Origin of the sequence: Neorhizobium petrolearium (genome assembly GCF_029854435.1) — a bacterium.
Lineage (GTDB): Bacteria > Pseudomonadota > Alphaproteobacteria > Rhizobiales > Rhizobiaceae > Neorhizobium > Neorhizobium petrolearium.
On record NZ_CP123000.1, the window covers coordinates 1,851,424 to 1,864,995 of the forward strand.

The following is a 13,572-nucleotide window of genomic DNA, read 5'->3' on the forward strand; positions in this document are numbered from 1 at the left end:
TCAACGCAGGTCAGGACTTGCTGTTTTGATCGGAATGGCAATCCAGCGGCCGTCCTGCCCCTCGAAACCGGCGCTGAAAACCATGATGAGGGCGACCTCGATCCGGGCTCCACCGGGAACGACGCCGGTGACGATACCGCCCAAGCGATAGCCGCTAACGCAGCCGCGCGAGGAGGGGATGCGCTGGTCCTCGTGAACCATGTCATCTACCGGCTTTCCATCCCGTTCGCTAAAATGCAGGCGGAGCGAAACGTTTCTTTCGACCAGGCCTTCGCAGCGCGGATCATGCGGTTGCGGGATTTCCTCAAGTACGAGCGTGTTGGGTTCACCGACGGAAGGCACGACGGCCACGCTGCGGTAGCGCAGCCGGTGAGGATCGTTGTCGACTTCGGTGATCGGATTGAACGCGACGAGTTCGCCTGGATGATTGGCGAGTTCATGAGCCTCAATCACCACTTCCGCATCGTTTTGAACCTTCCAGCGGGCTTTGCCTATCGTCGCGTCGTCCTCTTCAAGGCGCACCCGGAAGGGCGTTCCCGGCAGATAGGTGTCCTTGGTGAGATCGAGCACATGGATATTGGCATAGGGAAAACCGGAGCCATCCTGAATGCCGTATTCCTCATAGGCGAAGATCTGGCCGTCGGTGGAAAAGCCGATGGGGTGGATGCTGGCGATATCGGCTGCGGATGTGGAACCGGCGAAGAACATCGCCGCACAGGCAGGAACCGAAGATCGCAAGCGCAATGTCATCTGCGTCCATCCTCCGCCGCAGCTTTCAGCCGCGCGATATTTTCCCGATAGGCCGCGATTCCCTCGCCTTTGTAAACCGCAGAACCCGCGACGAAGACATTCGCGCCGGCAGCGGTTGCTGCTGCGATCGTTTCTGCGGTGATGCCGCCGTCGACTTCGAGCTCGATCGGCCGGCTGCCGATCATTGCCTTCGCAGTGCGGATCTTCTCCACCATCGCGGGAATGAACTTCTGGCCGCCGAAGCCCGGATTGACGCTCATGATCAGGATCAGGTCGATGTCATCCAACACGTTTTCGAGAACGGAAAGCGGTGTTGCCGGGTTGAGTGTGACGCCCACCTTCTTGCCGAGCGCGCGGATCGTCTGCAGCGACCGATGCAGGTGCGGGCCTGCTTCCGCATGCACCGTAATCCCGTCGCAGCCTGCCTTCGCGAAGGCTTCGAGATAGGGATCGGCCGGCGAAATCATCAGGTGGCAGTCGAAGAAGGCCTTGGTATAGGACCGGAGCGACTTGATGACATCGGGACCAAAGGAGATGTTCGGCACGAAATGACCGTCCATCACGTCGAGATGCACCCAATCGGCGCCGGCTTCGATGACGTCGCGCACCTCCTGTCCGAGTTTGGAAAAATCGGCGGCGAGGATGGAAGGTGCGATTCGGATCGCCAAGGGCGTGGCTGGGGTCATGGTCGAAAGAGCTCCGGTTTTCCCCGCCACTTAGCACCGGCAGGCTTCATGAACAATCGTCACTCGGTTGCCGGATGCGAGAGGGCGAAGGCCGATCCGCGCCATTCGAGCAGGCGGAATGGATTCTCCTTCAGTTCCTGGTCGACACCGAAGGCGATCGGGCCTATGGCCGCATTGAAGGAGCCGCTGGCGATTGCCGCGGTCGCTGGCCTGTTGCCAGCCCTCGATATTGCCTGATGCACGACTTCTACCGCGGCATAGGCCGGCAGCACATAGCCATCGGGATCGATATTCCTTGTCTGCAGCGCCGTGATCGCAGCAGCAGCCGAGGGCAGGGTCGCATAATCGGGAAGCGCTACCGCGAGCACGCCGTCACGCAACGGCACAGGCCGGTTGGCGGCACGAAGCGTGTCGCCGCCGATCAATGTCAACGGGATGCCCTCCGATACCGCATCGCGGGCGATGATCGCCATGTCGTTGCGGTCGCCACCGACGAAGACATGCGTGGCGCCCGCCTTGGCGAGGCGGCGTACCAGCGCCACCTGTTGCTCCTGACCGGGGCGGAAGGTGTCGGTAAAGACCGGCGTGATTCCCATCGGCTCCAGTTGTTGGCGAATGGCGCTGGCCAACTCGCGGCCGTAGATCGTGCCGTCGTCGACGAGCGCGATCGGCTCGGCCTTCCAGAGGTCGAGAATGATTTCGGCAAGCTTTTCCGCCTCGTCGCCTTCGACCGGCGCCATGCGGAAGAAGGGCCAGCCGTTGCGCGAGGCGTCCTCCATGAGGATTTTCGAGCGGACGGAAATACTGATGGCCGGGATCTGCTCCGCCTTCAATTGCGGCAGCGCGGTGGTAAGGGTTTCGACGCAGAGGAAACCGATCGCCGCAGCGGCCCTGGCGTCCACAAGGCTCCTGGCGACGGCAGCACCACTGCTTTCATCACAGCTTTCATCCACCTCGACAACCGTATCGCCTGCCGCCTCGGCTGCAGCACGTGCGCCCTGAACGATCTGGGCGCCGAGAGAGGCATACGGGCCGGAGCGCGGCGCCACGACGCCGATCACCGCAGCCGATGCCGATCCGCATCCGACAAGCGAAGCCAGCAGGCCGGCGATGATGAAACGTCGTGCTGTCATGCTTTGCTCTGGCATTCAACCTCAGGCCACATTTAGCCTTCTCGTCGCCGCCGTCAAAGAGAATCGGCCGGCGATGGTAAAAAGCCGCAATGGACGTGGACATCAAGCATCTTTGCTACCATATCTCAAAAAAGGGGGCTGCGATTGTCCTCGGTGCTTTTATGAGATGCCTTTGTCGGACCAGACTTTTCCCGATCCCGCTATCTATCGCAACGGTATGGCGCGTTATGCCGGCCATGTTCAGGTGGTGACGACGGAATTCGAAGGGGTTCGGCGCGGCGTGACGGTGACCGCAGCGTGCTCCGCCTCGGATAATCCGCCGACCGTGCTGGTATGCCTCAATCACAGCAATGCCAATAACGCGATCTTCGAAAGGAGCGGCATATTCGCATTGAATTCGCTGGCCGCCAGTCATCAAGCACTCGCGACAGCCTTTGCTGGTTTGAGCGGCGTGCCGGCGGGAGAACGTTTCGCACTGGGAACCTGGACAACGCTTGCGACGGGTGCGCCGGTGCTCGCCGACGCCGTGGTGAGCTTCGATTGCCGGCTGACCGACATCAAGCATGTCTCGACGCATTTTGTTATGTTCGGCGAGGTGAAAGCCATCCATTTCGGCCCGGAGGCACCGTCGCTCATCTATCTGGACCGGGGTTTTCGCACGCTCTAGAACGCCGTTTGAAAGGGTATGAATATGCCGGATGGGAAAACGGGCACTTTGCCCACCTCTATTCCCCAATCGATCCCTCGGTCGATCGACGAGACGATCTCGCTCTTGAGCAAAGAGGATTATCTTGCCGGCCGATCGCTCGCGACAGTGATCTTCCTGGCGCTGAAGATGAAACGGCCGCTTTTTCTCGAAGGCGAGGCAGGCGTCGGCAAGACGGAGATCGCCAAGACGCTCGCCAGAGCGCTGGGGCGGCCGCTGATCCGCCTCCAGTGTTACGAGGGCCTCGACATTTCGTCTGCCGTCTACGAATGGAATTATCCGGCACAGATGCTGGACATCCGGCTTGCGGAAGCGACGGGTATCGAGGATCGCGAGCGGCTTGAGGCCGATCTGTTTTCCGAACGCCATCTGATCCGCCGGCCGGTGCTGCAGGCGCTGGGGCAGGCGGGCGGACCGGCGCCGGTCTTCCTGATCGACGAACTCGACCGCACCGACGAGGCTTTCGAAGCTTTCCTGTTGGAAGTGCTCTCGGATTTCCAGGTGACGATCCCGGAACTCGGTACGATCAAGGCCGCCGAGCCGCCGGTCGTCATCATCACCACCAACCGCACCCGCGAAATCCACGATGCGTTGAAGCGCCGCTGCCTCTACCACTGGGTCGATTATCCCAATGCGGCGCAGGAGCTGGAAATCATCCGCCGCAAGGTACCGCAATGCGCCGAGACGCTGTCGCGACAGGTCGTCGCGTATGTGCAGAAGCTCAGGACGCTCGATCTCTTCAAGAATCCGGGCGTGGCGGAGACTATCGACTGGGCGACGGCGCTGACCGAACTAGACCGCATCGCGCTCGATCCGGAAACGATTGCCGACACGCTCGGCACGCTCCTGAAATACCAGGACGACATCGCCCGCATCAGGGGAGGTGAGGGCGAGCGGGTGCTCAATGAGGTCAAGGCGGAACTTCTGGCGGCGGGATAGGGAAAATGGCGGCGGGATTGGATGGAGACGCAGCGATCATGCCGCCGGTCCCGGCCGGCGACGGGCGGCTTGCGGACAATCTCGTTTATTTTTCCCGCGTGCTCCGCCGTGCCGGATTGAAGACCGGCCCGGCCGCTGCCGTCGACGCGATCGCTGCCATCGATGCGATCGGCATCGGTTCGCGCGAGGAATTTCACGCAGCGCTTTCGGCTGTTTTCGTCAAGCGCCACGAGGACCAACCGGTTTTCGACGAGGCATTCCGGCTCTTCTGGCGCTCGCGCGATCTCGTTGGCAAGATGATCGCGATGATGTCGCCCCGGGCGGCCGATAACCGCGAGCCGGAAAAGCAGAAAGCCGGTGCTGCCCGCGTCAGCGACGCGTTGACCGCCGACCAGCCGGAAAACCCGAGCAGAAAACCGCCGGAAGTCGAGGTGGATTCCCGCTTCACAACGTCCGCCAGCGAAGTGCTGAAGCGGATGGATTTCGCCCAGATGACCGCCGCCGAATTGGCGCAGGCAAGGCGTGAGCTCCAAAAGCTCGCTTTGCCGCTCGACCAGGTGATGACGCGCCGTTTCCGGCCCTCGAATCGTCCGCAGCGGATCGATCCGCGCGCCACCATGCGCCAGGCGATGCGGAGCGGCGGCGATCTCATTCTTCCGCGCTTCCGGCAGCGCCGCAGGGCGCCGCCGCCGCTCGTCGTGCTCGCCGATATTTCCGGCTCGATGAGCCAGTACACGCGCATTTTTCTCAATTTCCTGCATGCGCTGACGGAGAAGCGAACGCGGGTGCATACCTTCCTGTTCGGCACGCGGCTGACCAACGTGACGCGCCAGATGCGTCGTCGCGATCCGGATGAGGCGCTGTCGGGCTGTACGGAGGCCGTGCGGGACTGGTCGGGCGGCACGCGGATCGGCGCAACCCTTGCCGAGTTCAACCGTCTCTGGTCGCGGCGCGTGCTGGGGCAGGGGGCCGTGGTGCTTCTCATCACCGACGGGCTGGAACGCGACGGTGTCGAGGAACTCGAAAAGGAAATGGACCGGCTGCACCGTTCCTGCCGGCGGCTGATCTGGCTGAATCCGCTGCTCAGGTTCGACGGCTTCGAGGCGAGAGCGCGCGGCGTGCGCGCCATGCTGCCGCACGTGGACGAATTTCGCGCCGTCCACAATCTGCGGTCGCTTGCCGATCTCGCGATTGCGTTGTCGGATGATCATACAAAGGCCGCGGACCCGCGGCGCTATCTGGATATGAGGAGGGTCGCATGACTGTTTCCGAAATATTGGACCCGCTGGCCACGGCCGAGAGCTGGAAAGAGGCTGGCCGCGATGTTGCAATCGCCACGGTGATCGACACCTGGGGCTCGGCGCCACGCCCGGCCGGCAGCCATCTCGTCATCGATGGCGAGGGCAATTTCGAAGGTTCCGTCTCAGGAGGTTGCGTCGAAGGCGCGGTCATCACCGAGGCGCTCGACGTGATTTCGACCGGCACGCCGAAGATGCTGGAATTCGGCGTGGCGGACGAGACCGCCTGGCGCGTCGGCTTGTCCTGCGGCGGCAAGATCCGGGTCTATGTGGAAAGGCTCGCCTGATGCGGTTCGAAACACTGAAGAAACTGAATGCGGCCCGGCGCGCGCGCCAGGCGGCGATCGCGGTCACCGACATTTCCGATGGCAAGATACAGGTGATCCTTGAAGGCGAGGACGTGTCCGGCCCGCTCGGCGAGGAAATCGCCAAGGCTTTCCGCAGCGGCAAGGCGGGCACAGTGGACGTCGAAGGCCGCTCTCTCTTTCTCAACGTGCATCTGCCGCCGCCGCGCATCGTGGTGATCGGTGCGGTGCATATCAGCCAGGCGCTGGCGCGGCTGGCACCGGTCGCAGGCTATGACCTGACGATCATCGATCCGCGCACCGCCTTTGCGACGGAGGAGCGTTTTGAGGGCGTCGAGCTGATCGCCGATTGGCCGGAGGATGTGCTGAAAGATCGGCCGCTGGACGCCTATACGGCGCTGGCAGCACTGACCCACGATCCGAAAATAGATGATTTCCCGCTGTCGGAGGCGCTCAAGGCCGGCTGTTTCTATGTCGGCGCGCTCGGCAGCCGCAAGACCCATGCGAAGCGTGTCGAGAGGCTGAAGGAAATGGGCCGCACCGATAACGAGATCGGCCGGATTGCGGCACCCATCGGCCTCGACATCGGCGCCGCAAGCCCGGCTGAAATTGCGCTTGCGACGCTTGCCCAGATCGTCCAGGCCTTCCGTCGCCGCGAGCTTGTCGCTGCGGGGTGATGCGATGAAATACGGAACCTTTCAGCTTGAGGAAGCAGGGGGCACGGTGCTGGCGCACAGCATCCGCTTGCCCTCAGGCCGGATATCGAAAGGGCAGGTGCTTTCGCAGGAGGACATTGCCCGTCTTTTTGAAGAAGGGATCACATCCGTTGTCGCTGTCCGGCTTGATCCCGGTGATATGCTGGAGGACGAGGCAGCTGCGGTGATCGCCGGCACGATCGCGCCCGACAACTTGCGGTTTTCCGAAGCGACGACGGGGCGGGTGAATGTTTACGCCAGGGTCGATGGCCTCTTCGTCGCCGACAAGGCGGTGGTGGATGCACTGAACCGCATTGATCCGGCAATCACGCTCGCCTGTCTTGCCGATCACGTCGTGGTGCGCGCCGGCGACATGGTGGCCACCGTCAAGATCATTCCTCTGGCGGTTGGCGGCGAGAAGATCGCCCAGGCCGTTTCGCTTCTGGCAGAATCGGTGGCTTTCGAGGTAAAAACCTTCCGTCCCCGAGCGGTGACCCTGGTGGCGACCGAACTTCCATCACTGAAAGCTTCGGTCATGGATCGGACCGCAAGGCTTCTCGAACATCGACTTGCATCATCTGGTAGCCGGCTAATAAAAGAAATCCGGATTCCGCATTCTGCCGATCGACTGACTGAGGTTCTTCAACAGCTTACGCTGCAGGAAATTAATGAGCCGGCTATGGTTATTGTCTTCGGCGCTTCCGCGGTAGCCGATAAGGAGGATGTAATTCCGGCGGCTATCCGAGCTGCGGGCGGCGATGTGGAACAGGTGGGCATGCCGGTCGATCCCGGCAATCTGCTGGTACTCGGGCGGATCGGTCACGTGCCGGTGCTCGGCGCACCGGGTTGCGCCCGCTCGCCGAAGGAGAATGGTTTCGATTGGGTGCTGAACCGGTTGATGGCCGGCGAGACGCCCACGTCGTTCGATATCACGGGCATGGGGGTCGGCGGGCTTCTGATGGAAATTCCGACCCGGCCGCGTCCGCGCGACGCCACGACGGAGAAAGCGAAACTTCTCTCGGTGGGGGCCTTGCTGCTGGCTGCGGGGCAGGCGCGGCGCATGGGCAAGGATGGCCCGCACAAGCTGCTGGCGGAATTCGACGGTGTGCCGCTCGTCCGCCGCGTGGCCGAAATGCTGTTGGCCTCGCAGGCCGCGCCGGTCGTTGCCGTCACCGGGCATCGGCGGGAGGAGGTCGAGGCGGCGCTTTCCGGTCTTGATATTCGCAACCAATTCAATCCGGACTATGCCTCCGGCATGGCAAGTTCGCTGGTTGCGGGTTTTTCCGCGCCGGAACTGGCGTCGGGAGATGGTGTCCTCGTCATGCTGGGAGATATGCCGGGTGTGACGGCGAAGCATGTGAACATGCTTGTTTCCGCTTTCCGCGAGGCGGGTGGCGGTGTGGTGGTGCGTTCCGTCTCGGAGGGAAAGCGCGGCAATCCGATCATCCTGCCGCGCATTGCCTATGACGCGGTCCTGAGGCTTGAAGGCGACGTCGGCGCCCGCGCCATCATCGAGAATTCCGGCCTGTCGGTGATCGATGTCGATATCGGGCCGGCCGCGCATCTAGACGTCGATACGCCCGAAGCGGTGACGGCTGCAGGCGGCATATTGAGGGGATAGGTGATGGATAATGCCGGCATCGAGGAAATGTTCGAAGGCTTGGGTCCGGTCTCGATCCGTCGCATGTTCGGCGGCAAGGGTGTCTATCACCAGGGCCTGATCGTCGCGATCGATCTGCGCGACGAGGTCCTTTTGAAGGCGGATGAACTGAGCGGTCCGGAATTCGAGGCGGCCGGCGCGCGCCAATGGGTCTATCAGAACAAGAAGGGCACGCCTGTGCCCATGCCCTACTGGTCTGTTCCGGACGCGGCCTATGATGATCCTGACGAGATGCGGAAATGGGTCAGGCTCGCCTTTGAGGCGGCCGTGCGGGCGAACGCGAAAGCCTGAATGCGAGGCGTCGCCGCCGACAGTGCAAGATTTCGCAGGTTGATCGGGAAACTCAGGGAAGCTTATCATCTGCTTCGTAATGGGGACGCGTGCTGCCGAGACTATCGACCAGGATCACGTCCGAGAATAGAAACAAAATGATTTTATCAAGATAGCCGCTCTGGTTCGCCGGAGCGGCGTTGTTCTCATCGCTGATTTGCGAGCTGGGCCAGTGCTTTGACGCAGAAGGCCGAGAGCGGCTGCGGCGGGTTCTGCGGATCGAACCAGCCGATCTCCGACAGCTTATCCGGTTCCATGAGCGTCGGTTCGCCGATGAAGTCGCGCGTGACATAAATCATCGAAATCCAGTGCTGCCGGTCGGCTTCGGTTATCTCCTCGGCGGCGCAGAGAAATTCGACTTTGCCGATTCTGAGGCCGCTTTCCTCTTCCGCCTCGCGGCGGGCAGCGTCTGCGGACAGCTCCATAAGATCGACCTTGCCGCCGACGATGCTCCAGAAACCGGCTTCCGGTGCCTTCATGCGGCGGCACAGCAGAACCTTGCCGTCGTCGCGCAGGATTACAAGCCCGGCGCCTACGCCCGGAAAATCGATGCCCGGTTTTGTCACGTTGAATTAAGCCTTGGCGTTGGCAACGATCAGCATGAAGGCGGGGATATCGTCACCGAAGCCGACCGGGGTCGGGCCATCATCATGATCGCGATGGTAGCGGGCACGACGTTCGCGGTTGTCGTCATTGGCAGGGTTCGGCCGCGTGTTGCGGTTGCCGCTCGCGTTCTGCGGCTTCCTGTCTGTCTTGCGCTCCGGTTTCACGTTTTCCGCCCCCGACTTGTCGAATGCCTCTTCGGCCTCGCCCTGATTATCTTGGTTCTTCGTGTCAGCCCTATGAACAGAGCTGCCGCGGCCCGAATCGCTTCGCCTGCCTCGGCCGCGCTCCTTATCACGATCGCGACCCTTGCGGCCACGCTGATCGTCTTGGCTCTCCATGGGAGCGGGGAGCGCGGAAAGGTCACCGCTCTGCCATTCGATCTTCTCGTTGATAAGCTTTTCGATGGCGTCGAGATATTTGGTGTCGGAGCGGGTAACGATGGTGAAGGCACGGCCCGAACGCCCGGCACGGCCGGTGCGGCCAATGCGGTGGACATAATCTTCGGCATGGATCGGCACGTCGAAATTGAAGACGTGGCCGACGTCCGGAATATCGAGGCCGCGGGCCGCGACGTCGGAGGCCACGAGGAGCTGAATGCCGCCCTCCTTGAAATTCGCCAGCATGGTGGTGCGCGAACGCTGATCCATGTCGCCATGCAGGGCGCCGACCGAGAAACCATGCCGTTCCAGCGAGCGGAACAGATCCGCGACATCTTTCTTGCGATTGCAGAAGATGATTGCGTTCTTGAGGTCGTCCTGCGCCTTGATCAGATCCCGTAGCACCGCGCGCTTCTCGTAATCCTTGTTGTGCGAGGCGACGAGGCGCTGCGTCACGGTCTTGGCGGTCGTCGAGGGTTTAGCCACCTCGATTCGCTCCGGATTTTGCAGGAAGCGGTCAGCCAGCTTCTGGATTTCCGGCGGCATCGTGGCCGAGAAGAACAGGGTTTGCCGGGTGAAGGGGATCATCTTGGCGATCCGCTCGATATCCGGGATGAAACCCATGTCGAGCATGCGATCGGCTTCATCGATAACGAGGATCTCAACCCCGGTCATGAGAAGCTTGCCGCGCTCGCAGTGGTCGAGCAGGCGGCCCGGTGTCGCGATCAGCACGTCGGCACCGCGTTCGAGCTTGCGATCCTGGTCTTCGAAGGAGACGCCGCCGATCAGGAGCGCGACGTTCAATTTATGGTTCTTGCCGTATTTGTCGAAATTTTCGGCGACCTGGGCTGCGAGCTCGCGGGTGGGCTCCAGGATGAGCGTGCGCGGCATGCGGGCGCGGGCTCGTCCCTTTTCCAGAAGCGTCAGCATGGGCAGAACGAAGGAAGCCGTCTTGCCGGTTCCAGTCTGGGCGATGCCGCAGATATCGCGACGCTGCAGCGCGTGGGGAATTGCCCCTTCCTGGATCGGTGTGGGGATTGTGTAGCCCGCGTCGGAGACCGCGGAGAGGACTTTCTGGCTCAGGCCAAGATCAGCGAATGTGGTCAAAGGGAGTTCTGTTTCCGTTCCGGTTCTTAAGCGAACACTGTGCAGGTCGACGCGCGAATGGCTGACGACTGGCCGCGACATAGGACCAAAATGCCCGAAAGTCAAGGAAAGCAGGCAATTCGGCTGCCGGATTGATGAACGAAGATACTAAATAGTCAAGCCGGCTATCGTTTGCGCGGCAGGAAGGTTGTCTTTCGTCAAAACGAAAGGCTCAATTGAGGTATGTCGTGAGCTTCATGCCGGCATTGAGGAAATGGATAGGGTCGACCGGATTGCCGTCGCGGCGGACTTCGTAATGCACATGTGGACCGGTGGAGCGACCGGTGGAGCCTGCCCGCCCGATGACATCGCCGACGGAGACCATATCGCCTTCCTTGACCAGGATCTTCGACATATGCCCATAACGAGTGGTGACGCCCTGGCCGTGATCGATTTCGACCATGTTGCCGTAACCGCCGGAAGGCCCGGCGGTGATGATCTTGCCGGCGCCGGTTGCAACCACCGCCTGGCCGGTATCCGCCTGGAAATCGACGCCTGCGTGAAGGGCCAGCCGGCCAAGAAAGGGGTCGATGCGGTTGCCGTAGCGACTGGTGATCTCATGGCCGGGTGCTGGATTGCCGAAGGGCAGGTCGCGAGCCGTTTCTCGCACGCTTTCCAGCCGTCTGAGTGCTGCGTCGAGCTCGTCGAGCGAAATATCGAAACCGCTGACATCAATTTGCGGCTCGACATAGGGGCCGCCCACACCTTCGCTTGTATCTCCTGAAGCCTTTCGTGCAGGGTCTACCTGAACGCCGGTGCGCTTGAGGATCGCGGCAATCGCATCTGCCGTTGCGGAAGCGTCGGTTGTCAGATTGGTAATCTTGGCGAGCTGTTCCTTCTCTATGTTTTTCAAAGATAGCGTCACATTGGAAAAAACGCGGTCGGCCCGATCGGCAATGTTGTCGCGCAGCGGCACAAACCCGAGCGCACTCTTTGTATCGAGCGGAGTGGCGGAAGTCTTGCCGGAGAGTAGCTTGCCGATGGCCTGGAAGCCGCTTCCTCCGGAAAGCGAGGCCTGCCGCTCCTTCTTGACCGGTTGGAAGGCCGGGGCGGGTATCTCGGGCGCGGTCAATCCGGATTCTTCCGCTCGGTTCAGCAGCGATCCGAGCTTGCCATGTCGATCGAAGAGAGCGTTCTGCTGCTCAAGCAGCTTTTCCACCTTTTGTTCGACGACTTGCTGGTCGAGAAGCTGGCGCGAAGTAATGCGGTCGAGTTGGGCGCGCAGCGCCGCGATACGGTCTTCGTAATCGTGTTGCATGCGGGCCTGGCGCGCCATGGTCGCGCCGACCAGGTCGTCACGGATGACGAGATAGGAGGTCGCCGCAAGGTAGCCGACCGTAAACACACCGAAAAAGCAGAAGGTCAGAGCCGCCATCCAGGGGCGAATGGTCATGTGGCGGATTTTTTCGCCGCTGGCGAGAATGAGGACGTGCTGAGGCGCACGCTTCCCAAACGCCCGTTTTTCGATTCCCTTCGCCACGTGAATCTCCCGGAGATGCAACCAGTTCCGTTGGATCGATTACACATGGTTAAGGTTAATGAATGCTTATTTCATGCGCTGCTGGTGGACGTCAGGGAGCGGTAGAACGAGGGCGTGAGGCCAGCTTCGGCGCGGGCGATGTCGTTGAACGGCGCTTTGAGGGAGCCGCGGAAATTGGCGCGCACCAGTTGCTGGAATGTCGCTGCCGGATCTTTTCGCTCTCGGGCGCAGAGGAAGCGGAACCATTTCGCGCCGATCGCCACGTGACCCTTTTCGTCATTGTAGATGACATCGAGAATCGCCGCACTTTCCAGATCGCCCGTCTCGCGCATCTTGGCCTGCAGCGACGGCGTCACGTCGAGCCCCCGCGCTTCCAGGATGAGCGGTACGACGGCGAGCCGCGCAGTCAGATCGTTGCGGGTCGAATGGGCTGCCTGCCAGAGCCCGTCATGAGCCGGCATATCCCCATAATCGGCTCCCAGGTCGTTCAACCGTGCGCGGACCATGCGGAAATGCTTGGCCTCTTCGAACGCGACCTGCATCCAGCCATCGAAGAAGGAGTTCGGCACCGCTTCGGTCGCAAAGCGGGCGACGATATCGAGCGCCAGGTCGACGGCATTAAGCTCGATATGGGCGATCGCATGCAGCGTCGCGATCCGGCCGTTCAGCGTATGCAGCGAGCGCTTTTCGACGGCTTTCGGCGGCACGAGTTCCGGCTTTTCAGGTCGGCCCGGCCGCTCGGGCAGCGGCGGATCGAGCGGCGAGCGCAGCGACAGCCGACGTTCGAACCAACGGGTGGCGGTCTCCTGCGCAAGCCGCGTCTTGATGTCGAGATCGGCCGAAAGGATCGCAGTCGTTGCGCCGCCTCTCAGCGACGTGATCGAAAACGTGTCCGTCATCGGATTCCTCTGCTTACAGTGCCTTGAGGCTTTCCAGCACCTCCTCGGCATGGCCCGTGACCTTCACTTTCGGCCAGATCCTTGCGATTCGCCGGTCAGCGCCGATCAGGAAGGTCGTCCGTTCCACACCCATATAGGTGCGACCATACATCTTCTTTTCTTTCCAGACGCCATAGAGATTGGCAAGGGCTGCGTCTTCGTCGGAGGCGAGGATGACCGAAAGCTCGTGCTTCTTGGCGAACTTGTCATGTTTCCTGACGCTATCGGGAGACACTCCGATCACGCTTGCCCCTGCCTTTTCGAATTCCGGCAAGAGCCCGGAGAACGCGATCGCCTCCCTGGTGCAGGCGTCCGTGTCGTCCTTGGGATAGAAGTAGAGCACAATCGGCTTACCCGAATGAGCCTGCAAGGAAACGGTGCCGCCTCCGTCGCGTGGAAGCTCGAAGTTCGGTGCAATGTCGCCGACCATCAAATGGGACATGGATTTCCTTTCTTTTGCCGGTATCTTGAGTGATTGTCGCCGCAATCGGTATATACTGGCCTCCGCGGCGTCCAGATCATT

The 13,572-nt window shown here is 61.5% G+C and carries 15 protein-coding genes; 7 read left to right on the plus strand and 8 right to left on the minus strand.

The features are described from left to right. From QEO92_RS09490 to QEO92_RS09500, 3 genes are read right to left on the minus strand one after another with little or no spacing between them, the layout of a single operon-like run. Positions 1 to 750, minus strand: a complete 750-nt coding sequence (locus QEO92_RS09490; RefSeq protein WP_227702840.1) for a DUF2259 domain-containing protein — start codon at positions 748 to 750, stop codon at positions 1 to 3. Further along, entirely contained in the window at positions 747 to 1,436 is a 690-nt protein-coding gene (rpe, locus tag QEO92_RS09495) for a ribulose-phosphate 3-epimerase (protein ID WP_037146758.1), read from the minus strand. Before rpe ends, QEO92_RS09490 begins: the two co-directional genes overlap by 4 nt. Before the next feature lie 59 nt (positions 1,437 to 1,495). Continuing rightward, complete coding sequence (locus QEO92_RS09500; protein WP_227702841.1) at positions 1,496 to 2,569, minus strand: branched-chain amino acid ABC transporter substrate-binding protein; 1,074 nt, start codon at positions 2,567 to 2,569, stop codon at positions 1,496 to 1,498. Between QEO92_RS09500 and QEO92_RS09505 the strand changes: the two genes are divergently transcribed. From QEO92_RS09505 to QEO92_RS09535, 7 genes are read left to right on the plus strand one after another with little or no spacing between them, the layout of a single operon-like run. Next, the gene (locus tag QEO92_RS09505; RefSeq protein WP_320443016.1) at positions 2,547 to 3,236 is read left to right on the plus strand and encodes a flavin reductase; all 690 of its coding nucleotides are present in this window, start codon (positions 2,547 to 2,549) and stop codon (positions 3,234 to 3,236) included. The genes QEO92_RS09500 and QEO92_RS09505 overlap by 23 nt on opposite strands. 24 nt (positions 3,237 to 3,260) lie before the next feature. After that, entirely contained in the window at positions 3,261 to 4,214 is a 954-nt protein-coding gene (locus QEO92_RS09510) for an AAA family ATPase (protein WP_227702842.1), read from the plus strand. A 5-nt stretch (positions 4,215 to 4,219) separates the two neighbouring features. Then, positions 4,220 to 5,476 carry a vWA domain-containing protein gene (locus tag QEO92_RS09515; RefSeq protein ID WP_227702843.1) on the plus strand — a complete coding sequence of 419 codons (1,257 nt, stop codon included), beginning with the start codon at positions 4,220 to 4,222 and terminating at the stop codon, positions 5,474 to 5,476. Further along, on the plus strand, positions 5,473 to 5,799 hold the full coding sequence (locus QEO92_RS09520) for an XdhC family protein (RefSeq protein WP_037146766.1): 327 nt from the start codon (positions 5,473 to 5,475) through the stop codon (positions 5,797 to 5,799). The genes QEO92_RS09515 and QEO92_RS09520 overlap by 4 nt, the downstream gene beginning before the upstream one ends. Then, positions 5,799 to 6,494: an XdhC family protein gene (locus tag QEO92_RS09525; protein WP_227702844.1), complete on the plus strand. Its 696-nt coding sequence runs from the start codon at positions 5,799 to 5,801 to the stop codon at positions 6,492 to 6,494. Before QEO92_RS09520 ends, QEO92_RS09525 begins: the two co-directional genes overlap by 1 nt. A 4-nt stretch (positions 6,495 to 6,498) precedes the next feature. Continuing rightward, the gene (locus QEO92_RS09530; RefSeq protein ID WP_227702845.1) at positions 6,499 to 8,133 is read left to right on the plus strand and encodes an NTP transferase domain-containing protein; all 1,635 of its coding nucleotides are present in this window, start codon (positions 6,499 to 6,501) and stop codon (positions 8,131 to 8,133) included. Positions 8,134 to 8,136: 3 nt separating this feature from the next. Further along, the gene (locus QEO92_RS09535; protein WP_037146769.1) at positions 8,137 to 8,463 is read left to right on the plus strand and encodes a TfoX/Sxy family protein; all 327 of its coding nucleotides are present in this window, start codon (positions 8,137 to 8,139) and stop codon (positions 8,461 to 8,463) included. A 185-nt stretch (positions 8,464 to 8,648) separates the two neighbouring features. Here the strand turns inward: QEO92_RS09535 and QEO92_RS09540 are convergent, their stop codons facing one another. From QEO92_RS09540 to QEO92_RS09560, 5 genes are all read right to left on the minus strand, one after another. After that, on the minus strand, positions 8,649 to 9,068 hold the full coding sequence (locus QEO92_RS09540; RefSeq protein ID WP_227702846.1) for an NUDIX domain-containing protein: 420 nt from the start codon (positions 9,066 to 9,068) through the stop codon (positions 8,649 to 8,651). A 6-nt stretch (positions 9,069 to 9,074) separates the two neighbouring features. Then, the gene (locus QEO92_RS09545) at positions 9,075 to 10,592 is read right to left on the minus strand and encodes a DEAD/DEAH box helicase (RefSeq protein ID WP_037146771.1); all 1,518 of its coding nucleotides are present in this window, start codon (positions 10,590 to 10,592) and stop codon (positions 9,075 to 9,077) included. A gap of 211 nt (positions 10,593 to 10,803) precedes the next feature. Then, on the minus strand, positions 10,804 to 12,111 hold the full coding sequence (locus QEO92_RS09550) for a M23 family metallopeptidase (RefSeq protein WP_227702847.1): 1,308 nt from the start codon (positions 12,109 to 12,111) through the stop codon (positions 10,804 to 10,806). A gap of 71 nt (positions 12,112 to 12,182) precedes the next feature. Beyond that, positions 12,183 to 13,010, minus strand: coding sequence for a ferritin-like domain-containing protein (locus QEO92_RS09555; RefSeq protein WP_037146775.1), 828 nt, complete (start codon positions 13,008 to 13,010; stop codon positions 12,183 to 12,185). A gap of 13 nt (positions 13,011 to 13,023) precedes the next feature. Further along, entirely contained in the window at positions 13,024 to 13,491 is a 468-nt protein-coding gene (locus QEO92_RS09560; RefSeq protein WP_037146777.1) for a peroxiredoxin, read from the minus strand. Positions 13,492 to 13,572 lie beyond the last annotated feature (81 nt).

Coding starts and splice junctions, on each gene's coding strand:
- QEO92_RS09490 (WP_227702840.1), bottom strand. CDS start 750: ATGACATTGCGCTTGCGATCTTCGGTTCCTGCCTGTGCGGCGATGTTC.
- rpe (WP_037146758.1), bottom strand. CDS start 1,436: ATGACCCCAGCCACGCCCTTGGCGATCCGAATCGCACCTTCCATCCTC.
- QEO92_RS09505 (WP_320443016.1), top strand. CDS start 2,547: ATGATGAAACGTCGTGCTGTCATGCTTTGCTCTGGCATTCAACCTCAG.
- QEO92_RS09500 (WP_227702841.1), bottom strand. CDS start 2,569: ATGACAGCACGACGTTTCATCATCGCCGGCCTGCTGGCTTCGCTTGTC.
- QEO92_RS09510 (WP_227702842.1), top strand. CDS start 3,261: ATGCCGGATGGGAAAACGGGCACTTTGCCCACCTCTATTCCCCAATCG.
- QEO92_RS09515 (WP_227702843.1), top strand. CDS start 4,220: ATGGCGGCGGGATTGGATGGAGACGCAGCGATCATGCCGCCGGTCCCG.
- QEO92_RS09520 (WP_037146766.1), top strand. CDS start 5,473: ATGACTGTTTCCGAAATATTGGACCCGCTGGCCACGGCCGAGAGCTGG.
- QEO92_RS09525 (WP_227702844.1), top strand. CDS start 5,799: ATGCGGTTCGAAACACTGAAGAAACTGAATGCGGCCCGGCGCGCGCGC.
- QEO92_RS09530 (WP_227702845.1), top strand. CDS start 6,499: ATGAAATACGGAACCTTTCAGCTTGAGGAAGCAGGGGGCACGGTGCTG.
- QEO92_RS09535 (WP_037146769.1), top strand. CDS start 8,137: ATGGATAATGCCGGCATCGAGGAAATGTTCGAAGGCTTGGGTCCGGTC.
- QEO92_RS09555 (WP_037146775.1), bottom strand. CDS start 13,010: ATGACGGACACGTTTTCGATCACGTCGCTGAGAGGCGGCGCAACGACT.
- QEO92_RS09560 (WP_037146777.1), bottom strand. CDS start 13,491: ATGTCCCATTTGATGGTCGGCGACATTGCACCGAACTTCGAGCTTCCA.